The sequence below is a fragment of the Nitrospirota bacterium genome, from assembly GCA_016235245.1.
Lineage (GTDB): Bacteria > Nitrospirota > Thermodesulfovibrionia > Thermodesulfovibrionales > UBA6898 > UBA6898.
Genome location: JACRLO010000038.1, coordinates 57058 through 81023, shown reverse-complemented (window position 1 = coordinate 81023; position 23966 = coordinate 57058). Strand labels below are relative to the sequence as shown.

The window sequence follows — 23966 nt, the reverse complement described above, 5'->3', positions numbered from 1 at the left end:
ATCACGAACGTTCTACAGTCTGAACCAGCCCACCAGGCCCTTCAATTCTGTCGCGATCCGCGCCAGATCATGCGAGGCAGACTGGATCTGTGATGATGCAGCCTCGGTATTGCGGGTCACGTTTGCAATAGACTCCATGTTTGCAGAAACCTCTTCTGATGCTGCCGACTGCTGCTCGGCAGCGGCAGCGATCCTCTGGATCATGTCTGTGCCGCGGTTTGAGGCATCCACGATCTTCATCATCGCATCCTTTGCCTCTTCCGCCAGCTGGACTCCGCGCTCCACCTCTGTGATACCGGCATTCATGCTCTCGACCGAACGTTCGGTCTCGCCCTGTATCTTCTTGATCATCTCACCGATCTCGCGGGTCGCCTTGCCGGTCCGCTCTGCCAGTTTTCTGACCTCGTCAGCAACGACCGCAAAGCCTCGTCCCTGCTCACCTGCACGCGCAGCCTCGATCGCCGCATTTAATGCCAGCAGATTGGTCTGGTCAGCGATATCATTGATGGTCCGGACAATATTTCCTATCTCCTGGCTCGATCTGCCAAGCTCCTGGATCGTAGCAGCAGTCTCACGCACCGTATTGGCGATCTGATGCATTCCGTTGACGGTATTTTCCACCTTCTCCCTGCCCTCTCCTGCGATCTGGCTAGCCTCCTTTGAAGAGTTTGAGGCAGCCGAGGCATTCTGGGCAACGTCCATGACTGTCTGGGCAACCTCGGTGATGGCAGTTGCAGCCTGCTCGGTCTGGCGGGACTGTTCCTTTGCGCCTTCATTCAGCGAGTTCGTTGTTGCTGAAAGCTCCTCAGAGCTTGTCGCAAGCGTTGAGGTATTTCCGGTTATCTGTGAGGCGATCTTTCTGAGGCTGGCCATCATCTCGTTAAAACCCTTTGCCATGTCGCCGATCTCGTCATTGCTGGTCACCGGCACTTCATGGGAAAGGTCTCCTCCGGATACCTTCTGCACCACCGCCGCAACACCCTGCACTGACTTGAGCACGCCGCTGATGATCACAAAGCTCAGGAAGGCAGAAATGACCACAACGGCCAGCGCAATAACAATCATGATTATCGTCGATCTTCTTGCACTTGCTTTCACCGCAGCCTCAGCAGCCTCTGCGTTTTTCATGGCAAGCTTGTCCATCTCCTCAAGCGCATCTGCCAGCGGTTTATCAGCGCCTTTGACCACCTTGTCCAGGGCAGCAATATCATGCGTCTCTTTGGCAGCCTCAAGGAGCTGTTTGAACCCGGCTTCATACGTCGCAACGCCCGCAAGTGCCTTCTTGACAAGAGCGGTCTCTTCTGCGCCGTCAGAAAGCTTTGCATATTTATCAATATTGTCCTTTATCTCCTTCATCATTGCATCGAACTCTTTACTGTACTTGTCATCCCTGCGCAGGACATAGTTCTTAAACGCCTGGACTCCCTCGCCGAGATGCATCTGTGCATCCATGCCGTATTCCAGCTGTGCCAGATCCGTTTTGATCACATGGTCATACTCATTGGCCACATTCTGCGCAACAAAAAATGCCCCGATCGCAATGGCCAGTATCATCACCATCATCAGTCCCGCAACGCCGTACATCTTTTTTGCCAAAGTCATTTTCATCTTTTAACCCTCCTTTGATAACAGCTGTCCGTTATTGAGCTCTACGCATCTAATCACTGAGAACTGCTCTTTTATGAACAAGACATCAGACATTACTTTGCACCCTGAACCCAGAGGTCGAACTTTTCAGGCCTTCTGCGACTGCAGTCAGCTTATTCACCTCTGCCATAACATCGCCGGCAACGGTCTCCATATCCTTTGCAATCGCTGACGTCTGTTCGATATTCCGGGCGACATCCTCTGATGCCGCTGACTGCTCATCAACCGCAACCGCGATCCTCGTAATCTGGTCCTGCACCTTCTTGACCGAATCAACGATGATGCCTAATGATTGGCCGGCCCTTGAGATAAATTCCTTTGACTCTGAAACATCAGCTGAGGTCCGCGCCATGGTCTTTGCTGTTTCCGCAGATTCCTGCTGTACGGCGCTGATCTTGCCGGTAATCTCTCCGGTCGCCCTGATCGTCCGTTCAGCGAGCTTTCTTACTTCATCGGCGACAACGGCAAAGCCCCTTCCCTGCTCCCCTGCACGGGCCGCCTCAATTGCCGCATTCAAGGCAAGCAGATTCGTCTGGTCGGCAATATCCTTGATCACGGTTGCGATATCACCGATCTCGGAAACCCTTTTATTGAGCCCGTTGACCATGGACGAAAGCTCTTCGGTCGAGGTGAAAAGCTGATCGACCTTATTGAGCACCAACTCCGTCATCTCCTTGCCGGAGTCGGCCATTTCCATCGCTTCATTCGAGGTATCGGAGGCAATTGATGCATTCTTCGCAATATCGGTGATGGTCTGGCTCATCTCCTCTGCTGATGCCGCTATCTGCTGGGACTGCGAAGACTGATTACGCGCTCCCTCCGCAGACTTTTCCGTGCGAGACTTGAGCACATGTACAGTACCCACCACATTATCAGAGGACTGCATGATACCCCTAATCATGGTATTGAGCGCATCGATCATTTTGTTCATGTTTGAAGAAAGGTGCCCTATCTCATCCTTACCTGCGTATTGAAGCGTAACCGTCAGATCGCCGTTGGCAATAACCTCAACTCTTTCCGCAAGGTGATCAAGCGGACCGGTTATCGATCTGTTAATGAACCAGATAATCAGCAGGGTCAGTCCCATGACCACAACTGCGACAGAGACGAACTTTACGGCAGTGTTTCTGTAGATCTTGTCAACATCATCGATATAGATGCCGGTTCCGACAATCCAATTCCAGGGTTCAAAACCCTTTACGTAGGAGAGCTTCGGGATCAGTTCCTTGGAGTCAGGGTTCCTCTGCCAGGAATAGGCAACGAAACCGGCCTTGCTCTTTTTGACCGTATCGACAAACTCGACAACGATCTTTTTCCCTGTCGGGTCTTTCACCTCCGCCCAGCTCTTTCCGACCATATCTTTCTTGGGATGCACCAGCATGATATGGTTAAGATCATTGATCCAGAAATATTCCTTTTCGTCATAGCGGAGGCTTCCGACTGTATTCATGGCCGCAAGTTTTGCTTCATCCTCAGGCATTTTTCCTTCTTTGGAAAGCTTATGATAATGTTCGACAACCGTATATGCTGCATCGACAAGGTGCTGCGTCTTTATCCTCTTGTCCTCCATCAACTGACCGCGGAGAAAAACAAGCGACTGCGAAACCAGAAAAAACAGGCCGCAAAAAACAATAAAAGCGATAAACAGTAACCGATATTTGATCTTGAACTTCTCGAACAATGACTTCACCCTATCCTCCTAAACCGAATTTACCATCTCACCCGCGATCTCTTCGACCGCAAGGATCTTATCCGCAATGCCTGCATCCACAACCGCCTTCGGCATGCCGTACACAACGCAGGTCTCCTCGTTCTGGGCAAAGATACGCGCGCCGCCCTGCTTCATAACCTTCATGCCCTTCACACCGTCATTGCCCATACCGGTCAAAATTACTCCCAGGGCACGGCCGGGGAAGCACTCTGAAACAGACAGCATAAGCGCATCAACCGAGGGCCGGTAAATATATTCCTCTATCGCGTCAGATATCGAGATAATCGTTTCGAGAGAACGCCTTCTCTGCACCCGCATATGTCCGCCGCCCGGCGCGATCAGCACCACGCCGGCCTTCAGCACATCGCCTTCTTTTGCCTCTTGTACCGTAACCTGGCTCAGTTCGTTCAGCCGCTGGGCAAACGGACCGGTAAAGGTAGCCGGCATATGCTGTGCAATAATGATCGGCACAGGGAAATCTTTGGGCAGCTTCGGAATAATCTCCTGCAGGGCCTTGGGGCCTCCCGTTGAGGAGCCAATGGCAACGACGCTGACTCTGCGCTCGCCGGTTGTCCTGCTTGTCCCTCCTTGTGAGGGGACTGGCATCAGCGTTGGAGCGTGAACTGTCTCCAGCTTTCTGGCAACAACCGGCCTGCGCAGAGGGCGCGCCTTTTTCGCAATCTCTTTCACCTTATTGATCAGGATTTCCTTGATCTTGACGATATCGATCGAGAGGTTCGAAAGGTTCTTTGATATAAAGTCCACCGCGCCAAGATCAAGGGCATCAAGAGTCACCTTGGCATCTTCGGTCGTCAGAGAACTCACCATGATCACCGGCACCGGATAGCGCTCCATGATCTGCTTCAGCGCACCAAGACCGTCAAGACGGGGCATCTCGACATCCATGGTCACGACATCAGGCTTCAGCTGCAGCACCTTCTCAATGGCATCAAGACCGTCACGCGCCAGACCCACAACCTGAATCTCCGGGTCAGAGGAGAGCATGCTCGAAAGCGCATTGCGCATGAACGCGGAATCGTCGACAATTAATACGCGAACCATTATGTTTTGAACCATCCTGACATGGTGTTGAGCTCCGTTGCGAGCTTTGAGAGATCACCGGCAGAACGCTTGATCTCCTCTATGGAGGCGCTTAGCTGCCGTGTGACATTTGCAACGCTCTCCATGCTCTGCGAAACCATGTCCGACGTTGAAGATTGTTCGTCTGTCGCAACCGCAATCCTCTGGATCATGTCCGTAACCTGCTCTACGTTACCGGCAATCTGGTCTATCTCTCCCATGGTGCCTTTGACCTGACGGACCACAGACTCGACCGCTTCCTTCTCATGCTTCACAAAGGTGACCGTGTCATCGACATCGGTCTGCATCTTCTGAATAGTCCTGCCGATATCATCAGTTGCGCCGGCTGTCCGTTCTGCAAGCTGCCGCACATTGTCAGCTACAACCGCAAAACCCCTGCCCTGATCTCCTGCATGGGCAGCCTCAATAGCCGCATTGAGCGCCAGCAGATTCGTCTGCTCGGCAATCTCCTTGATAAGGGAAACAACGTTGCTGATCTCCTGCGACTGTTTACTGAGCTCCTCGATCTTGTCGGCAGCCTGCGTAAACGTTCCGGAAAATTTCACCAGTTCCTGCACCGTAACTTCCATTGCCTGCTTGCCATGTTCTGCAAGGCCCTTCATCTTCAGGGCAGATTCAGAGGTTGCCGATGCATTCTTCGCAACATCGAGGGTCGTCTGGGACATCTCTGTCATGGCAGTGGCCGACTGCTCGACCTGCGAGGTCTGCTCCCGCGACCCATTATCGATAATCGTGGCTGTGGCTGACAGTTCTTCAGAGCTGGAGGCAAGCTGCGACGTAGAGACGGTTATCTTGCCGACAATCTCTTTAAGGTTGCTCACCATTTTTGCCATGGACGTCTGAACCATGCCGATCTCGTCGGCGGTGCTTTTCGGTATTGCATAGGCAAGGTTGCCGCTGGAGACTTCGTCCGCAACTTTCATGAGCTGGCCAAGAGGCCGTGAAATGGAGCGGTAGACCCAGATACCGAAGGAGATACCAAAGACAATGGAACCGATGCTGATCAGCGCAATAAGCAAGCTGCTGAATCTGACCATTTTATTGACCGTACCGATTGCTTTTTCCTGCTCACCCTTTGCCGTTGATACGGTCTGCTTGCTTTTTTCGGCCTGTTTGAGCACAATCTCGCGCAATGTTCCGGTAGCCTCAAGCGCCTTCTGCCTCAACAATTGTTCATTCCTGATCTTTGCAGCCACGCCATCCCGTGAAAGCAGGATATTCTTAATCGCATTAAGAGAATTTTCAGATGATTTGAGAAGCTTCATGGCGTCATTGCCGTCGAGCTTCGAGAAGCCTTTGTTCATGGTTTTTAACACACTATCGACCTTGTCAAATATCCTCTTCAGTTCAGCCTCAACAGCATCCACTTCTTTTGGGGCCCTGAGTGTGAAAAGCTTGGTCGCAAGTCCTTCAATCGAAAGTCCATAGGCCATAAGCTGAGAGTTGCTCACCAGCAGACTGGTGGATACACCTGACTGCGTCATCAGAGTCCCCTGCTTTTCGCTCTCAACGCTGGAACGTTCACGGGCAATGGCCGCCTCCTGTTCAAAGGAAAGCAGAAATACCGAGAGACGCTCATCAACATCGCGGGCTGCTGCATCAAGCGCATTTTTTGCATCCGTGTCAGGCGACATGCGGAGCCTGAGCAACTCATCGATCTTCTCAGTAAATACCTTGATCTCAACGCCCAGTTTTTTGTTCTCTTTGGGCGCATCTTCCTGATTAAGCCTGGCAATAAGCCCATTGAGCTTGCCCCTGGCGATAATAATCGCTTTTTTGTCCTGTGCTCTGCCTAATTCAAAGAGCGCAATCTGGATGTCCTTGAGCAGACTTCTGAGACTTTCGATATTTTTGACCTTTTTTGAGATCGCTGAGGTGTCGTCCATCGAACTCATAACAGCCGTGGACTTGCTGGACTGCAGGGACTGCACCTGAACATCGAGGTCTCTCAGCTTTTTCTCGGACTCGTTCAGTTTCTGGGTAACCGTGGCATTGGCTGTTTTTGCTTCTCCCTCAGCCCTGAGCCGCTCCTGGGTGACCTGCATGATATCATCAGAGACCTTTTTCAGCTCCTCATAGGCCTCGCTCTTCGCTCCGCCCGAAAGCTCCTCAATCGCCGCCTGTGATGATTTTACTTCATTCAGGGACTTGGAAGCTTCAGCCTGATATGCGGCAAACTCTTCGCTACTTAGAGCTACGCTGACCTTTGTGAGGTCAGCAGTAACACCCTGAATGGCCCGCTGGAGATCGACCGTTCTCATCTGAAACGGGGTACTCCGCTCAGTCAGATACGAAAGCCGTGCCTTAATAAACCCCATGCCAATGAGGCTCGCAGCACCAACCGCGACGATGATCACAAGCACAATTACCGCATTTAAAGTAAGCTTTGTCTTTATTGTCAACGTTTACCTCATTATCCCAATGCCTGGTGTTTTAATGCTGAATGTTTCAGCCTGACATTTCTCTGCCATATGCCAGCAAGGGTTACCACTCAGCACTGACCCATTCGAACCGTTATTTGATGCCTTTTGCATTCAAAAAACTGGAATACTTTTTGTCCTGGCCCATGATATGTTTTGTCAGCCAGTCCTTAAGAAATGCCATAACCTCAACGGTGACCACCATATTGCCGGCATCTAAACGGGCCTTGAGATCCATAACTTTCTTTGTCAGATTGTCATGTTCCCCTTTCTGGCTCAGATACCCAGGGTATTTGTTGGATTCCATGAGTTTTTCTTCTGCCGCAAAGTGAAACTTTGTATAGTCAATCAGCCTTGCAAGCACCCCGCCAAGCACATCTTTTCCTTTGCCGGAGGACATGGCCTCATGAAGCTCATTGATCATCACCACTAACTGTTTATGCTCCTTGTCCATCTCTGCGATATTGACACTTAAATCCTCTTTCCACGTTATCAGGGCCATTTCAAATTCTCCTTCCTATTTCTTTATATACTCTTTTCCTTCGTTGTTGATGTAATTAATAAGTTTCTGGGCATTAGGAGATAGTTTCCCCCTGGTTACCAGGATAATCGGCCTTGATACCTCAGGCGTTTCAGGTGATCTGACCGACGAATCAATAAGCGTTGAAGGCCCAAACGCAATGGCCTCAGGGTTTGACGCCACATTCACCCTCACATCCTCGGCAGTAGTGGCTTCGAGAAGATCTTTTGTATAAGGCTCGCCATCAAGCATCTGCTTCTGAAAGGTGTTGTTCGTGCCAGGGTTCAATTTACCGAGCACAACAAGGATAGGCATGGGTTTGCCGCCAAGATCCCTCCAGTCGCCAATCTTCCCGGTAAAAATCCCTTTCAACTGTTCCTTTGAAAGCTTCGCAACAGGGTTGTCCTTATGGACGAGTACAAATACCCCCCCCTTGCCGATCGTCACAGGCTGATATTCTGCTGGATTTGAAACTTCAAAGCTCTCCTTTTTAAGCGCACCAAGAAGATCATCCCAACTCATGCCTGCGGTTGCAATTTCAATGCGGCCTGCAGCAAGTTCCTTGAATGCAGCAGTCCCGCCTGCCTGCATGATGTTTAGGGTAATGCCGGTTGCCTTTTCGAAATGAGGCTTAATCGGCTTCAGGATATTCTCTACCGGTCCGCCACCGCCGGCAACTCTCAGCTCCTCGGCAAAAGATGTTGCGGCCAATACGACAAGGAAAACCATGACCGCACCGTACGGTATTGTCTTTTTCATTTATGCATTCTCCTTTTGAAATGCCAGCTATTTGATATACTTCTGGCCTTCGCCTTTAACAAAATCGATCAGTTTCTGGACATTGGCGCTTGGCGCGCCTTTGGTTACAAGTATGAGCGGCCTCGCAACCTCAGGAGTCTCAGGCGATTTGATCTTGTCATCGCGCATGGCAATAGGACCAAACCCAATGCCTTCAGGCGTTGAAATAACCATTGCCTTCACATCATCCGAGCTGTTCACCTCGATAACATCTTTTGCCTGAGGCTCGCCATCAAGGATATTCTTCGAAACCATGCTGTTGGTACCTGTGGAAAGTTTACCCCAGACCACAATAGTCGGCATGTCCTTGCCGCCCACCTCTTTCCAGTTCTGGACCTTACCGGTAATGATTCCTTTTAGTTGATCCTTAGAGAGTTTTGTAACAACATTGTCCTTGTTGGTAAAGAAGATGAGCTTATCCTTCGCTATCACAACATGCTGATAAGAGGCCGGATCGCCTGCGTCCATCTTCTCTTTTTTGGCTATCTCCATAAGATCATTGAAACCTACGTCAGCTGTTGCTGCCTCGACATTTCCTTTCAGAAGTTCGCCAAAGGCATTCTTCGAACCGACCTTCAAAAAAGTGATCTTGTGGCCTGTGGCCTTTTCAAAGGCTGCCTTTATCGGAGTGATAACTGTCGATTCTACGGTTCCGCCTCCCGCAAGCTTGATCTCATCTGCAAAGGCTGACAAATTCAGTGTTACCAGGAAGGCCACCACCGCAGCTGTGATAATAATGTTCCTTTTCATCTCATTCTCCTTTAGAATTTAAGCGTTATTGGTTTCAGAATCCGAAATCCTTCAGCAGATCGTCTACACCGGACTGGGAGACCTGTTCTGCAACCGGCGCTTCAGCAACCGCGCCGGTATCGATCTTCACGCCGAACGTTGCGATAAGCCTGACCAGTTCTGACTCGATCTCCCCTACCAGTTTGATCACCTTCTTGATCGTCTGCCCGGTCAAATCCTGGAATGCCTGGGTGGTAAGGATCTCGGTCATGTCGTCCTCAAGGCCATTTCTGAAAGTCTTGAGATAGGAAATGGCGTCCTCGGGTTCTTTCAGCTTCCTGATCTGGGCAGAGAGGTCGTCCATACCGAGGAGATACTTTTCCACAATGCCCATGGTCTTATTCGCCGCCTCTTCCGTCTTGGAGATGACAAAATGCAGACGGTCAACCGCATTCGGCATCTCGACATTGGCGATATCTTTCAACTTAGGATCGAGCGCATCCCGAAAGCTCTTGATCGAGTCATGCATCTTTCTGGTCATCTTGCCGACTTCGGTAAACAGCTCTGACTGGCCCTTCTTTACGATGTTCTGAATGGCAAGATCTGCCTTTTCATGGTCATTCGCGGCCATTGCGTCCATAAAGCTCATGAGGTCGTCAACGATCAGATACCGCGGGTCCTGGGCATTGATTCCCCGCTTCTCAAAAAACTCCTTGGCGTCGTGCGTCTCTTTTATGGTGGTTTCACCTGCAATGGTATGCACCTTTTTCACGACTTCCACCGTGCCGTCGGCCGATTCAGTTACGTCCATGATCACATCCTCAAAGGCGCCCATGTCCTCACCCGGTATCAGATGCCTGGTATCGAGCAATACAATGAGCCTGTCCTTCAGTTTAGCGACTCCCTCGACCTGCTCCATATTGCTGCTCATAAACTTCTCAGGCGGTTCAATGGCCGACTCGTCGATCGTGATGACGCCGGTAATATCGTCGACCAGCACACCGAAGGTCATGCTGCCGCTTGCCACCACGATCACCTTGGCCCCAAGATTCTCCTGATTGCCGAGGTTCACAAGCTTTTTGAGGTTGACGATAGGAATGATGCTGCCCCGGAGGTTCGTCACACCTTCAATATATTCAAGGGACTGCGGCATCTTCGTCAGCTCAGGCATGCTGATGATCTCCCTCACCTTGAGGATGGGAATTGAGTACTCGCTGTCGTTCAGGTGAAAACCGATATACTGCTGCATGATGCCTCCTTAAATTTGTAACCACTCAGGCGGATAGTCTGTAGTCCTAACAGACGGATGGTCCAGAGTCCGGGGACCCTAAGCAGTCGCTTAAACTTTTAGTGCCCCTATCACGTTTCTCGATATTCCGGCCAGATCGAGAATAAGCACAACCTTGCCCTCACCGGTTATCGTGGCCCCAAGGATATAGGATGAATCTGTTTCTATCCCGTGTATGGTCTTGATCACAACCTCTTCCTGACCCAATAGCTCATCCACGGCAACACAAAACTTTCGGTCGCCGATCGTGATGACCAGAACATAGCGGTAATCGTTGTCCCCGCGGTCATCGAGGTTCAGAATATCCGTCAATTCAAACAGGGGGCAGACCTTCTCGCGGACCACAAGCACCTTCTGCCCGGTAACATTGTCGATCTCCTTCCGCTGCACCTTGATGGTCTCTTCAACCGGGGCAAGGGGGATCGCAAACTGACTGCTGCCTGCCCGCACCATCAGGGCCTGCAGGATGGCAAGCGTAAGAGGTATGCTGATCCTGAACGTGGAGCCGACACCCTTTTTGCTCATAATCTCCACATAGCCGTTAAGCTTCGAGATGTTCGTTTTGACCACGTCCATGCCGACGCCGCGGCCGCTCAGTTCAGTAGCCTTATCCATGGTCGAAAATCCGGGCAGGAAGATGAGGTTGATCGCATTTTCGTCAGCCATGCGTGCAGCCTCTTCCTCGCTGATCAGCTTCTTTTCGATCGCCTTTCTCTTTACCTTTTCTACATCGATTCCCTTTCCGTCATCAGCGACTTCGATGATAATCGTGTTGCCCTGCTGAAAAGCCCGTATCGAGAGCGTGCCCCTGACCGGCTTGCCTGAATTCGCCCGCTCATCTCTCGATTCAAGACCGTGGTCAATGGCGTTTCTGATGATATGGACCATGGGGTCGCCGATATGCTCAATTACCGTGCGGTCAACCTCAGTATCTTCGCCCGACAGAACCAGTTCCACATCCTTGCCGATGTTATTTGAGAGGTCGCGGACCAGCCGCGGAAATTTGCCGAATACCTTTTTGAGCGGCTGCATGCGCATCTTCATGACCGCAAGCTGCATGTCTGACGTCACAAGGTCGAGGAAGGCGACCGTACCCAGAAGATGCTCAACATTCTGATCTTCTGCATAGCGTGATTCGAGATAGTTTGCGATGTTCAACAGCCTGTTTCTGACCAGGACCATCTCGCCGGTAAGGTCCATGACCTTGTCAACCCGCTCGACGTCAATCCTGAGGGTCTGCAACGCTTCCTGCGCAGGAAGCGTCGACTGCATCTTTGAGGGAGGCGCTGCCGGTTCCTGCAGAACCGCCACAGGCACCGTTGCGATCTTTTTCTCTTCCTTCCCGGGGGCTTCTGCCGGAGGCTGCTTCGGCTCCTGCTTCTGAGTCTCTTCCTTTGGTGCTTCCGCCCTGGTCTGTTCGGGACGGTCCGCCTGCATAACCACTTCGGCGGCAGCCGGAGTCTCTTCATCCATTGCCGAATGCAGGGCCGTATCAAGCTGCGTGATCGTCGGCGTAATATCTTCTTCCACGTTGTCTTTCAGTTTCAGGTGCTGCAGGAGCAGTTTCAGCATATCAACGCTTTTCAGAATTGAGTCCATGAGTCTGGTCGACATCACGATCTCCTGCTCACGAAGCCGCTTGAGAATGCTCTCTGACTTGTGGGCAACCTCAACAATATTCTTGAACCCCAAAAAGCCGGCAGCACCCTTAATCGTATGCATGGACCTGAAGATGTCGTTCAGCATCTCCTTGTCATAGCCCTTGGCTTCGAGCTCTATAAAAAGCGGATCTATTTTATCGAGAGATTCCTCCGCCTCGGTAATAAACTCGGCTATAATTTCATCCATTTCGTCTGCCATAATCGCTCCTCTCAGTGGCTGGTTGTTGGGGATGAGGGATCAGCAACCATGATTCTTTTGGCTGGCACCTGATCCCGATGCCCCATTCCCTGCCTTTATTTCCCCAGCTTTTCAAATATCCTGTCCATCTTTTCCTTCAGGACTTCCGCCGTGAAAGGCTTCACAATGTAGTTATTAACACCGGCCTGGATTGCGGTGATGACCTTGTCCTTCTCCGCTTCGGCAGTCACCATCAGGACCGGCATGGCCTTGAGGCGCTCATCGCTTCTGATTTTCTTCAGCAGTTCGAGCCCGTCCATGTTCGGCATATTCCAGTCGGAAACTACAAAATCGTACTCGCCGTTTTGCAGCTTCGAAAATGCCTGGGCGCCATCTTCCGCTTCATCGATATTCTCATACCCGAGTTGTTTGAGGATATTTTTGACGATCCTCCTCATGGTAGAGAAATCATCCACGACCAAAAATTTCATCTTCGCATCAAACATTGGAGCCACCTCCCTTTCCAAATAATTCTTTCATGATTTCTTTTATGTTCTGTGCAACCATCTCAGCGGTCACCGGCTTTATCATATATCCATTGGCGCCTGCTTTCATGGCCTTTTCTTTCTCCTCGGGGTCTGCCTCGGTCGTGACCATAACAACCGGAAGTTCGGCCGTATCAGGGTTCGCCCGCAGACTCTTGACGAACTCAAGACCGTCCATATAGGGCATATTCAGGTCGGAAAGCACGAGGTTGACACCCTCCCTGCCCACTTTTTCGAGGCCGTCAAGGCCATTTTCTGCAGTGACGACCTCATACCCCTTTGACTTCAGATACAGCGTAAGGAGTTTTCGCGTCGTCGCACAGTCGTCAACTACCAATATTTTCATTGCTACCCCCTCTGATACACGACAACTTTATTGATAACCAGCGGCTTGAACGCTCGGGTCACATTATGTAGACTCTCTGATGATCCGACGAAAAGATATCCGCCGGGCCGCAAGGCGTCGTAGAGGTATGAGACCACCTTCTGTTTTGCCTTATCGTCAAAATAGATCAGGACATTCCTTACAAAGATGACATCCATGTTCCGGACTGTCTTCATCTTGGCACCATCGATCAGGTTCATGTTTTTGAAAGTGACCGCATTCCGCACCGAGCTGTCCAGATCAAAGTTTTGGCCATTGGCCTTAAAATATTTGGACATATAGGCAGGCGGGACATTCCGGATGGAGTAGGAGCTGTAGCTTGCCCTCCGTGCCGACTCGATCACGCCCTCGCTGATATCAGAGCCCATCACCTGCATGCGGATCGACGGCACCTTCTCCCGGAGCAGCATTACCAGGTTATAGGGTTCTTCACCGGTTGAACTGGCGGCTGACCAAACATTAATATCGTTGGTCTTCTTCTCGGCAAGGACCTTCGGCACAATGTGATTGCTGAATACGTCGAGCTGCTGGGGTTCGCGGAAGAAGTAGGTTTCGTTTGTGGTGACCGCATCAAAGAGCCTGGCAAGTTCTCCGCTGTTGTTGCCATAGACAACAAGGTAGAGGTAATCCTCAAAACTGGAGAGATTCTTCTCCTGTATCCTCTTTACCAGCCGGTTTTCAAGAAGATACTTCTTGGTGTCAGGGATGAAGATGCCGCACTTCTCATAGACAAAGTCCCTGAGCTGTTTGAACGTAGCATCCTGGAGTGTCAGATTAATCGTCATAGGCTTTCAAGTGTCTGCAAGGCCTTCTCCCGAATCGCGGGGTTGTCGTGTCCCTCGAGATGCGCAAGAGCGTTAAAAGCCTCCCTGCCACCGATCTGAGCGATCGCGTCAACCGTGGAAAGGACCACAGGTATCTCTTTATCATTGAGCATCAGGATCAGGACGTCGATCATGCCCGGATCTCCAGAGCGGCCAAGTGCCTTGACTGCATAGAGCCGCACCCACATATCCTCATCATGGAGCGCTGCCTTGATATCGTCATAACAGCATCGCAGGTCGCCCATGGCCATGATCGCAGTCTTTCTCACTGCCTGATCCGGGTCCTTAACGACTTCACGAAGACGGGCGAGGGCAGCATCGCTGCCGATCCTGCCAAGGCTCGATATTGCAGAAACCTTGACCTTCATATTGTCGTCCCGGGACAGGACGATCAGCACGTCCGGGTCATGTACATATTTGGCGAGGATCTCCTTGCGGGCCGCGTCGAACTCGTTAATATGCGTAAAGAGTTCCTCCTGGTCCAGCATGATCATCGACTGCATGACCTCTTCCAGCACATCCCGGTATTGCTCAACCCTGAGCAGTTTCAGAAGGATATCAAAAGACGACCTGTCGCCTATCTTGCCGAGCGCATTAATGGCAACCTTTCTCACATGGCTGTCGTGGTCGTTGACTGCATCCTCAAGGGCCTGACGCGACTCGTCATCACTGATCTCACCCAGTGCCTTGACGCTTGCGCGGCGAACGTCCCTGAAATTCCCTTCAATCAGCTTTACCAGGAACGGGACCGCTTTTTCACATTTCAGTTCGCCGACAATCTCTATGGCAAGGACCCGGCCGCGGTATTTGACCTCTGGATTGTCGAGGCAGGAGATCAGGGTGTCGCTGCAGCCGAAGGCCCGTAATGCCTCGTTGATCCGGTAGAGCCTGTCTTCGCTTTCGGGATCAGAAGGTTCAAGGGAGCCGCCGATATCGATAATGTCGATCACCGCCTTCTCTTCACCAAGGTCCACAATGCCCTTGAGTGCCACCAGGCGCTCTTCCCAGTCGCCATTTCTCAGCATATCAGCTAAAATTGCGGAGATTTCGGTCATGGACGGAGTAACCCCGATCTTGACCAGACTCTTGACCGCCTCTCTCTTTTCCATCTCGTCAGCCCTCAGGAAATGCTTCAGAAGCGGAGCAGAAGCTGCTTCAGACCCGATGCTGCCCAGCGCCTCGATCGCGGCAAATCGGAGCGTAATGCTGGAGCTTTCAAGAAGATCGACGATAGCATGCACCGCAGCGTTATCCGGTATCTTTGAGAGCGCCTCCAGCACAGAAAATACCACCCACTCGTCATCTTTGAGCGCTTCGATGAGGTCAGGGATTCCTGCCTGCTGCATGACAACACCGACTGCCTTTGCCGCCGAGGCACGAACATTCTGGTTGGAGTCCTTGAGCAGGGGGAGTATCCTGGCAGCATCAACGTCCTGATTAATATCGATCAGTAAATCAAGGGCGAATTTTCGTACATCATCGTCCTTGTCCTTAAGCAGGGAATAGAGGAGAGGCACGGTTGGCGCACCAATCTCCCTGAGCATAATAATCGCCGTATTGCGCAGATATGAATCTTCTCTCAGAAGCGGAAGGACCATGTAAGCGGTGACCTCGCCGCCAATGGCAATGAGAGAACGCATGGCAACGTCCTGCACACCGGGGTTTTCGTCACGCAGAGCCCTCAGCAGCGGATAGATTGCCCTCTCGTCGCCGGCAGCAAGAAGTTCTGCCGCAGTCCTTTTTTTTGAGATATCTTCACTGCTTATGTCCTTCAGCAATCTGGGCAAACGTATAGTGGTTTTCATAATTGTTCTTATCGGCCCCTTATTTACTTTTCTTTAGAAGAAAATTCAATAGATACTTTGGCTTTCAGTCGTATCAGTGCCTGCGTATGAAGCTGGCAGACACGCCCCTCCGTCAAATTCATGACTTTGCCAATCTCTTTCATGGTCAACTCATCCCAGTAATAGAGTGAAAGAAGCAATTTTTCCTTTTCAGGCAGTTGGGTTATGAAGCGTGCAAGGACTTTCTTCTGGTCCGATTCCTCAAGAAGGGCAAGAGGGCTTTTCTCGCGCTCATCAGCGATACATTCCATGATATTAAGGCCTTCGCCGGCATTCTCTTCAAAATCCTCAAAGCGCAGGGATATAGAGCCGCTAGCCTCCTGCAGCGTGCCGTAATATTCGTCGAGTTCGAGTTCGAGTATGGCGGCCACTTCTTCGTCCTCAGGCTCTCTGCCGAGTTCTCGTTCGAGTCTGCTGTTGGCATTCCTGATATCGCTGATCTTCTTTTTTGTGGAGCGCGGCACCCAGTCCATGGCCCTGAGTTCATCGAGCATGGCCCCCTTTATCCTGAACTCGGCATAAGTCTTGAGCTTGACCCTGCCCGGTTCAAACCGTTCGAGCGCATCAAGAAGGCCCATAAGTCCGGTGCTGATCAGGTCATCGATGGTCAGCTGCGGCGGAAGCCGCCATGACAGACGGCTCGCCGTATATTTGACAAAGGGGAGAAAGTCCCTGATGATCTTTTCTTTATCTTCCTCGGTAAATGCTGGTTCGTATCCAGCCATTCTTTGAATCCCCCGGATGCAAAATATGGTATCAGCTGCTGCTATATCGCAATTATTATAACCTAATGGTTCTAACGCATGAATTTAATTCACTGATTCATAACTGTGCATCAGTGCCGATGGGAGGGCCTAAAATTTTACCTGAGGAGTTTATGAGAAGCAGCTGTCCCTGTTCAAGACGGAAACAGAAAACAGACAAAACTCCCTTTGCCCTGCTACGGACTCTGAACAATCGTCTCTTTCCTGAGCATATTGCCGAAGAAAAGCTGAAGCGATCCCTTGACCTTGGTCGGGCTCCCCTCCTCTAATACCTTTGATGCGATGATGCGGATGTTATCCGAAGCCTTGCAGTTCGGATACTCATCAATGAAGGCCTTCTGCTGCCGAACAGCCTTGGGGACAGCATCATCGTAGGGCAGAAAACCGAGGTAATCGAGAGACAGGCTCAGAAACTTCTCCGCAGCAACCGAGAGTCGCCTGAAGACCTCAAAGGCATCCTCGGCATTCCGCGCAGAATTTACCAGTATATTGAAATCCTTTTCCTGATACTGCGTGTTGAGCACCTTAATGAGCGCATAGGCATCGGTCAAAGCGGTCGGCTCCGGTGAGGTGACAACAATGATCTCCTGCGCAGCAATGCAGAAGAACGCAACATTCTCGGAAATGCCTGCGCCGGTGTCGATAAGCAGGACATCGATATCCGCGTCATAGGCCTCGAACTCTTCAATCAGCCTCAGCCGCTGAAACTCGTCAAGCCCGGTCAGTTCCTGCACACCGGAACTTGCCGCGAGGATCTTGATGCCGTGCGGCCCCTCCGCGAGCACCTCGGCAAGCCTTTTTTCTCCGCTGAGGATATGCTGTATCGTATATTTCGGGGCCAGATCAAAGATAACATCAATATTGCTCAGGCCAAGGTCGGCATCGATAATCATCACCTTCTTGCCGGCGCGGGAAAGGGCTATCGCCAGGTTTGCTACCACATTTGATTTGCCGACACCGCCCTTGCCGCTTGTGACCGTAATGGTCTTTATCTGCTTCTGCTTCATTTTATCCGTCACTTGCGACCTCGCTTTGGAGAATCATGGTTGCCAACCGCTCGCTGTTGGGGAACTCAATATCAGCAGGCACACTCTGACCTGTCGTTATATAGGCTACCGGCTTTTGGTACAGGCTTGCAAGATTATACATAGAGCCGTATTTTACCGCCTCATCCGTCTTGGTAAAGGCGATACAGTCGATAGGCAGTTTTTTATACTGGCGATAGGCCTGCACAAGAAAATCGTCGTCGCTGCTTGCGCTCATGAGCAGATGCGTCTCGATCGGAATCCCGAGACTGTAGATAAGCCTGAGTTCTTCAATATGCTTACGGTCTCTCGGATTTCTCCCGGTTGTATCGATGAAGATCATATCTTTTTCCGCAAACTTCTCCAGGCCCTTTTTCAGCTCGCCTGCATTTGAAGCGACCTCAAGGGGAATCCCCATGATCTTTGAGTAGATCCGTATCTGCTCGATCGCGCCGATCCTGTAGGTATCAAGGTTTATCATCGCCACCTTCCGGTTGTTTTTGATGGCGCGGGCCGCAAGCTTTGCAAGCGTGGTCGTCTTGCCGACGCCGGTAGGGCCGATGAGCATAACCACTTTTCTGCTCTGCACGTCCTGATAGGTCCTGATCTCTTTTGCGATGGCATTAACAAGGTCACTCATGGCAGCAGGGCTCTGACTCGTGAGCCGGAGCGCGAGCTCTTCCCTGATTGCCCGTTTTCTGAGATAGCGGAAGATCTTCTTTTTCGGTTCAGGAAGTTCCACCTCAAAGCCGCTCTTCTTCATGTCCTGAAGAAGATTTTTCAGGCTTCCGAGTTCTTTTCTGATGTCGGTAATACCGTCGGTATCAGGCAGCAGATGGCGGGACGAAACGTCCCTCCCCGATGCGGGTTCTATGGCTGCACCCCTTCGCTTCTCAGGAGCAGGGCTCAGTGATGCCCGGGCATATTGGGCATAGGCTGCGCCGCCTGCCTTTAGTTCCTCAAGCTCGTAGTCTGCTCCTGCCGTCACTTCAACCCCGGGGATAAGCCCTTTCTGCTCTTCAGAAGAAAGGATGACCGCATCTACGCCCATCTCCCTTTTTACGAGGGCAAGGGCTTCACTGAATGTCTTTGCCTTGAATTTCTTAATCTTCATATCTCACCATTCCCATTGTATAGAGTCTCGCTGAAGAGGAAATCTCATTATTTGAAAGAACAACCACCGAGGGCACGAACTTCTCCATGATCTTCTTCAGGAACCGCCTCACATGCACGGAACAGACGATAACCGGCTGCATGCCGCGGACCTTGTCCCTGCTCATGGCCCCTTCCACACCCCTGACAAGTCTGGTCACGGTATCGGGTTCGAGCGCCCCGCCGCTTTCGAGGGACTGTACTAGGACTCTCTCGAATCGCGGGTCAAGGGTAAAGACCGGGACACTGCCGTCCTGCGCCTGATACTGTCGGGTGATGTACCGGGCAAGGGACTGACGCACATACTCGGTCAGGATCTCTACGTCCTTGGTCTGGGGGGCATAGTCAAGGAGCGTCTCAAGAATCGTAACCAGGTCATTGACCGGCACGCGCTCCTTCAGCAGCGCCTGAAGGACCCTCTGAAGACCGCCCACAGACATATGCACAGGGATAAGCTCGTCAACCATCTTCGGATAGACCCTTGCCACATTGTCAAGGAGGTTCTGCACTTCCGTCCGGGAAAGCAGCTCCCAGCAGTGCTTTCTGATAAGCTCCGTAAGATGTGTTGCAATCACCGTCGCCGGGTCAACCACCATGTACCCTGCGGATTGGGCACGCTCCATATCCTTTGCCTCGATCCAGTAGGCCGTCAGATTAAATGCAGGCTCCCTGGTCGGAATGCCTTCGATGCGCTCGGCGCCCTCTGTTGAGACGGCGAGATAGTAGCCCATCATGACCTCGCCCCGCACGACCTCCACTCCACGGATCAGCACACTGTATTCGCTCGGCCGAAGCTGAAGATTATCCTTGATATGGATCGGCGGCACGACAAACCCGATATCTGCGGCAAGCTGCTTTCTCATTGCCTTCACCTTTGCGAGCAGTTCGCCGCGGCCTTCCTCAACCAGCGGTATGAGCCCGTACCCGATTTCGAGGGTAAGCGGATCAAGCTCGATGAAGCCTTCTATCTTCGGTTCTTCCTGCGGCCGCTCCTCACCCTTGGCCTTTGCCTCTGCCTGTTCTTCCATCGGCGACTTGTAGATCACATAGGCCAGTCCGCCAAAGGACGCCGCAATAAGGAGGAACGGGATATGAGGCAGCCCAGGTACCAGACCAAATATAAAGAGAATGCCCGAGGCAGTCATAAGCGCCTTGGGATTGACCAGCAGCTGTTTGGTGATGTCCTTGCCGAGATCGGTATCCGTGCCGGCGCGCGAGACGATCATGCCGGCAGCGGTCGAGACGAGCAGCGCCGGGATCTGGGCAACAAGACCCTCACCGATAGTCAGGATCGTGTAGGTGCTTGCAGCATCTGCTATTGCCATCTTGTGCTGGATCACACCGATCAGAAGGCCGCCGACAATATTAACGCCGGTTATGACAAGGGCCGCGATCGCATCACCGCGGACGAACTTGGACGCACCGTCCATGGCGCCGTAGAAGTCAGCCTCCTGCGCAATGAAAAGCCTTCTTCTGCGGGCCTCTATATCGTCGATAAGACCGCTGTTTAAATCGGCGTCGATAGCCATCTGCTTGCCCGGCATGGCGTCAAGGGTAAATCTCGCCGCCACCTCCGCAATTCTGCCCGCACCCTTTGTGATAACGACAAAGTTAATGACAACAAGGATGATAAAGATGATGAAGCCTACCGCATAGTTTCCGCCAACCACGAAATTGCCGAAGGCCTGTATGACATGACCGGCAGCGGAGACACCTTCCCCGCCCCGAAGCAGGATAAGCCTCGTTGATGCAATGTTGAGGGAGAGCCTGAAGAGCGTCACAATCAGAAGCAGCGAAGGGAATACCGAAAAATCGAGCGGCTTCTGGATATAGATCGAGGTCACGAGGATCACGATAGAGACCGCCACGGAAATGGACAGCAGCAGGTCAAGGACCAGCGGGTGCAGCGGCAGAAGCATGACCCCGAGGATCGCCACCACCGCAACCGCAATCACGACATCGCTTCTCTTCTGCACCATGGTCAGAAATCTGTTCATGACTTGCCTTTCATGCCGTAGATATAGGCAAGGATCTTCGCCACAGCCTTATACAGTTCCTGAGGCACCGTGGCCTCGAGGTCGAGCTTGAAGAGCACCCGAGCAAGAGGCTTGTCCTCAACGATCGGCACGCCATGTCTGCGCGCTATCTCCCGGATCCTGAGTGCAACCTCATTTGCTCCCTTTGCCACAATCTTCGGCGCCGACATCTTGCCGTCCTCATATTTCAGGGCCACCGAAAAATGGGTCGGGTTCGTGATAACAACCGTTGCCTTCGGCACTTCCTGCATCATGCGCTTCCGTGCCATCTCGCGCTGTATGCTCCTGATCCGTGACTTGATCTGCGGGTTTCCCTCAGACTCCTTGAACTCTTCTTTCATCTCTTCCCGGGACATCCTGATGGACCGGTCGAACTGCCATCTCTGGAGAAAATAATCAAGGACCGAAAGGATAAAGAACCAGAAAAAACCGAAGGCCACAGCCTTCAGGATCAGCTGTGCCGATGCAAGGGAAAGCGGCCGGAATCCCATCTCCATGAGCCCGGGCAGCTGCGGCAGATCTTTCTTGACCACCCAGTAAAGAAGATACGAGCCCATCGCGAACTTCACCAGACTCTTGAGGAACTCCATCAGCCCGTTCATCGAAAAGAGCCGTTTAAAACCGGCCAGGGGGTTGATCATCTCAAAGTCAAATTTCAGCGGTTTTAAGGCAATGCCCCCCTGGGAAACATTTGCAATGATGGCAAATACAAAGGCGGTGCCGAGAAACGGCGCAAGGATGAACATGGTTTCTACTGAGGCGGCGCGCAGGACCGTGACCGGCTCGTATCCGTACTGAAGTGACAGGAGCCTCCCGGTCATGCTGCCCATCGAATCCATGAAATGTCTTCCTCCCAGGACAAAAACCAGCAGTATGCCGCCGATAGCGGCAATCGCATTGAGGTCGCGGCTTCGTGCGACCTTGCCCTCTTCCCGTGCCTTCTGACGCCGTCGCGGCGTCGCCTGTTCTGTGCGTTCTTCAAAATCTGCCATTATCCCCGGCCTCTTCTCATTTCCGCGCTATTGCCAGGATCCTGAAGAGTTCGTCATTGACGTCATGAAACTGGCCGGTAAAGAAGTGCGTAAAGACCGGCACACTCATGGCCATGATCAGAAAGCCGAGGGCCAGGAATACCGGGAAACTGACAAAAAAGATATTGACCTGGGGAGCGGCCTTGTAGAGAAACCCCATCAGGATATTCACGATAAGCATGCCCACCAGGACCGGAGCGCTGATCTTCAGGGCTATGATGAATATCTTCGACCCTGCGCCCACCACCTTGAGGATAAGATTCTGCACATTCACCTGACCGACCGGCAGCCAGTCATAGCTCTGGACAAAGACCGATATCAGCTCATGGTGGCCGTCTATGGCAAGAACGATCAGCATGGCGATAATGCCGTAGATCCTCGCAACTTCCGTAGACTGGCCCATCTCGGGATTAAAGACCGTTGCGATCGAAAGCCCCATGGCGTTGCTGATCATCTGGCCGCCCATATCAACGGCAAAAAAGATCGCGCGGGCCGTACCGCCAAGGATAATACCGAGCGCTGCCTCGCGCATCACCAGGACAGGCAGGGAAATATTCGTCACCTCGACATGGACGATGGGTGAAAGCAGCGCGGCAAAGGCCACGGTCAGACCGATCTTGAACTGCAGCGGAAAGTTCTTGCTGCCGAAGACCGGCATCATGCTCATGAAGATGCTCGCCCTCAGGAGCACCAGAAGAAACGTATGCATGACCGGCGAAAAGGCTCCTAATTCCTGGAGCTGGTTCATCGCACATACACCGGGATGTTCTCGATAAGATTCCGGGTGAAGGTGATCAGCACCTGTGACATCCAGGGCAGCATCAGGAATATGCAGAGAAAGACCGCAACGATCTTCGGTACGAAGGTGAGGGTAAATTCCTGAATCTGGGTTATTGCCTGAAAAAAACTGATGATCAGACCGACGACAAGGCTGGTGATCAGGGCAGGGCCTGACGCAAGCAGTATGGTCTTGAATACCTCACCGGAGATCTCTTTTACCAGTTCAATGGTCAATGGAAACTCCTTACGATGGAGCCGATGATCAGGTTCCAGCCATCCACCAGCACAAAAAGCAGGAGCTTAAACGGCAGGGATATCATCACCGGCGGCAGCATCATCATACCCATGGACAGGAGTATGCTTGCGACCACCATATCGATGATCAAAAACGGGATAAAGATCAGGAACCCGATCTCAAAGGCGGTCTTCAGCTCGCTGATCGCAAAGGCAGGGACAACGACTTTCAGCGGCAGATCGGCAGGTTTTGCAGGAACCGATTCCTTGGAGAGCTTCAGAAAAAGGGCAATGTCCTTCTCCCGTGTCTGCTTCAGCATGAAGGCCTTGACCGGGTTTTCGGCACGCTTCAGTGCCTCGCCCATATTTATCTGCTTGTCCAGATAGGGGTTGACCGAGTCCTTGGTGATAACATCGACCGTCGGACCCATGATAAAAAGCGTAAGAAACAGCGAAAGACCGATGATGACCGGATTGGGCGGAATCTGCTGGCCGCCGATCGCCTGCCGCAGGAACCCCAGAACAACGACGATCCGGGTAAATGACGTAAACATCACCAGCACTGCCGGCAGAAGCGACAGGAAGCTGATAATAAGAAAAACGGACATCACCGGGTTGTTTATATCTACCGCGTTGTTCATGATATCTCCTGCTTGATCCTCCGGAGCTTCTTCACCTTATCGGCAATGCTTGCCACTTCCTGGCTTGCGCCGGGCCGGTCCTGGATCTTCTTCAGGAGCTTCATGTCCGTAGGCGTAACGCCCAGAACAAGGATCTCATTACCCACCCTGACTGCTGCAATGCCCATCTTCTGTCCAAACGACTGGTAGGCCACAAGGTTAAGCAGATTCGCAGCCTTCTGCTTCTTCTTATACACAAAGGAGAGCGCATAGATCAGGCAGATCACCAGACCGAGGGCAAGCGCCATCTGCATCGCCAGTTCCGTCATTTCAGCTGCCTGATCCTTTCGACAGGACTGATGATATCGGTCAGTCTGACTCCGAACTTTTCGTTCACCACAACGACCTCGCCCCGCGCGATCAGCTTGTTGTTGACGAGGATCTCCATCGGTTCTCCGGCCAGCTTTTCGAGCTCCACAACGGAGCCCTGTCCAAGCTGCAGCAGGTCCTTGATCAGCATCCTTGTCCTTCCGAGCTCCACCGTAACATCAAGCGGTATATCAAGCAGGAAATCGATATCCTTTCCTCCTGCGGCCCTGCTATCGCTGCTCACTTCACTGAATTGGGCGGTCTGGGCTTCTGTCTGTTTGTCAGCCATGTATCTTCTCCTTTC

At 52.0% G+C, this 23966-nt stretch carries 23 protein-coding genes; all 23 read right to left on the bottom strand.

Annotated elements, in window-relative coordinates:
* Positions 1-12: 12 nt before the first annotated feature.
* The gene (locus tag HZB31_15150; GenBank protein ID MBI5849259.1) at positions 13-1608 is read right to left on the bottom strand and encodes a methyl-accepting chemotaxis protein; all 1596 of its coding nucleotides are present in this window, start codon (positions 1606-1608) and stop codon (positions 13-15) included.
* 85 nt (positions 1609-1693) lie between these two features.
* Positions 1694-3337 carry a methyl-accepting chemotaxis protein gene (locus HZB31_15145; protein ID MBI5849258.1) on the bottom strand — a complete coding sequence of 548 codons (1644 nt, stop codon included), beginning with the start codon at positions 3335-3337 and terminating at the stop codon, positions 1694-1696.
* A 9-nt stretch (positions 3338-3346) separates the two neighbouring features.
* Positions 3347-4420 carry a chemotaxis response regulator protein-glutamate methylesterase gene (locus HZB31_15140; protein ID MBI5849257.1) on the bottom strand — a complete coding sequence of 358 codons (1074 nt, stop codon included), beginning with the start codon at positions 4418-4420 and terminating at the stop codon, positions 3347-3349.
* Positions 4420-6861 carry a methyl-accepting chemotaxis protein gene (locus tag HZB31_15135; GenBank protein ID MBI5849256.1) on the bottom strand — a complete coding sequence of 814 codons (2442 nt, stop codon included), beginning with the start codon at positions 6859-6861 and terminating at the stop codon, positions 4420-4422. Before HZB31_15135 ends, HZB31_15140 begins: the two co-directional genes overlap by 1 nt.
* A gap of 112 nt (positions 6862-6973) precedes the next feature.
* Positions 6974-7381: a hemerythrin family protein gene (locus tag HZB31_15130; protein MBI5849255.1), complete on the bottom strand. Its 408-nt coding sequence runs from the start codon at positions 7379-7381 to the stop codon at positions 6974-6976.
* A 15-nt stretch (positions 7382-7396) separates the two neighbouring features.
* The gene (locus HZB31_15125) at positions 7397-8158 is read right to left on the bottom strand and encodes a substrate-binding domain-containing protein (protein ID MBI5849254.1); all 762 of its coding nucleotides are present in this window, start codon (positions 8156-8158) and stop codon (positions 7397-7399) included.
* 27 nt (positions 8159-8185) lie between these two features.
* Positions 8186-8947: a substrate-binding domain-containing protein gene (locus tag HZB31_15120; protein MBI5849253.1), complete on the bottom strand. Its 762-nt coding sequence runs from the start codon at positions 8945-8947 to the stop codon at positions 8186-8188.
* A gap of 34 nt (positions 8948-8981) precedes the next feature.
* On the bottom strand, positions 8982-10175 hold the full coding sequence (locus HZB31_15115; protein MBI5849252.1) for a protein phosphatase CheZ: 1194 nt from the start codon (positions 10173-10175) through the stop codon (positions 8982-8984).
* A 90-nt stretch (positions 10176-10265) separates the two neighbouring features.
* Positions 10266-12074, bottom strand: a complete 1809-nt coding sequence (locus HZB31_15110) for a chemotaxis protein CheA (GenBank protein ID MBI5849251.1) — start codon at positions 12072-12074, stop codon at positions 10266-10268.
* Between the two features lie 95 nt (positions 12075-12169).
* Positions 12170-12559, bottom strand: a complete 390-nt coding sequence (gene cheY, locus HZB31_15105; GenBank protein MBI5849250.1) for a chemotaxis response regulator CheY — start codon at positions 12557-12559, stop codon at positions 12170-12172.
* A complete protein-coding gene (locus HZB31_15100) occupies positions 12552-12944 on the bottom strand; it encodes a response regulator (GenBank protein MBI5849249.1) in 393 nt (130 codons plus the stop codon). The genes cheY and HZB31_15100 overlap by 8 nt, the downstream gene beginning before the upstream one ends.
* A 2-nt stretch (positions 12945-12946) precedes the next feature.
* Positions 12947-13768 carry a protein-glutamate O-methyltransferase CheR gene (locus HZB31_15095; GenBank protein ID MBI5849248.1) on the bottom strand — a complete coding sequence of 274 codons (822 nt, stop codon included), beginning with the start codon at positions 13766-13768 and terminating at the stop codon, positions 12947-12949.
* Positions 13765-15612 carry a HEAT repeat domain-containing protein gene (locus HZB31_15090; protein ID MBI5849247.1) on the bottom strand — a complete coding sequence of 616 codons (1848 nt, stop codon included), beginning with the start codon at positions 15610-15612 and terminating at the stop codon, positions 13765-13767. The genes HZB31_15095 and HZB31_15090 overlap by 4 nt, the downstream gene beginning before the upstream one ends.
* A 23-nt stretch (positions 15613-15635) precedes the next feature.
* Entirely contained in the window at positions 15636-16376 is a 741-nt protein-coding gene (locus HZB31_15085) for a FliA/WhiG family RNA polymerase sigma factor (GenBank protein ID MBI5849246.1), read from the bottom strand.
* A 215-nt stretch (positions 16377-16591) separates the two neighbouring features.
* On the bottom strand, positions 16592-17422 hold the full coding sequence (locus HZB31_15080; GenBank protein MBI5849245.1) for a MinD/ParA family protein: 831 nt from the start codon (positions 17420-17422) through the stop codon (positions 16592-16594).
* Position 17423: 1 nt separating this feature from the next.
* A complete protein-coding gene (gene flhF, locus HZB31_15075) occupies positions 17424-18554 on the bottom strand; it encodes a flagellar biosynthesis protein FlhF (GenBank protein MBI5849244.1) in 1131 nt (376 codons plus the stop codon).
* On the bottom strand, positions 18544-20589 hold the full coding sequence (gene flhA / locus HZB31_15070; protein MBI5849243.1) for a flagellar biosynthesis protein FlhA: 2046 nt from the start codon (positions 20587-20589) through the stop codon (positions 18544-18546). Before flhA ends, flhF begins: the two co-directional genes overlap by 11 nt.
* On the bottom strand, positions 20586-21620 hold the full coding sequence (gene flhB, locus HZB31_15065) for a flagellar biosynthesis protein FlhB (protein MBI5849242.1): 1035 nt from the start codon (positions 21618-21620) through the stop codon (positions 20586-20588). Before flhB ends, flhA begins: the two co-directional genes overlap by 4 nt.
* 16 nt (positions 21621-21636) lie before the next feature.
* The gene (gene fliR, locus HZB31_15060) at positions 21637-22407 is read right to left on the bottom strand and encodes a flagellar biosynthetic protein FliR (protein ID MBI5849241.1); all 771 of its coding nucleotides are present in this window, start codon (positions 22405-22407) and stop codon (positions 21637-21639) included.
* Positions 22404-22673, bottom strand: a complete 270-nt coding sequence (gene fliQ, locus HZB31_15055; GenBank protein MBI5849240.1) for a flagellar biosynthesis protein FliQ — start codon at positions 22671-22673, stop codon at positions 22404-22406. Before fliQ ends, fliR begins: the two co-directional genes overlap by 4 nt.
* On the bottom strand, positions 22670-23314 hold the full coding sequence (gene fliP / locus HZB31_15050; protein ID MBI5849239.1) for a flagellar type III secretion system pore protein FliP: 645 nt from the start codon (positions 23312-23314) through the stop codon (positions 22670-22672). Before fliP ends, fliQ begins: the two co-directional genes overlap by 4 nt.
* Positions 23311-23622, bottom strand: coding sequence for a flagellar biosynthetic protein FliO (locus tag HZB31_15045; protein MBI5849238.1), 312 nt, complete (start codon positions 23620-23622; stop codon positions 23311-23313). The genes fliP and HZB31_15045 overlap by 4 nt, the downstream gene beginning before the upstream one ends.
* A complete protein-coding gene (gene fliN, locus HZB31_15040) occupies positions 23619-23951 on the bottom strand; it encodes a flagellar motor switch protein FliN (protein ID MBI5849237.1) in 333 nt (110 codons plus the stop codon). Before fliN ends, HZB31_15045 begins: the two co-directional genes overlap by 4 nt.
* Positions 23952-23966: the final 15 nt, after the last annotated feature.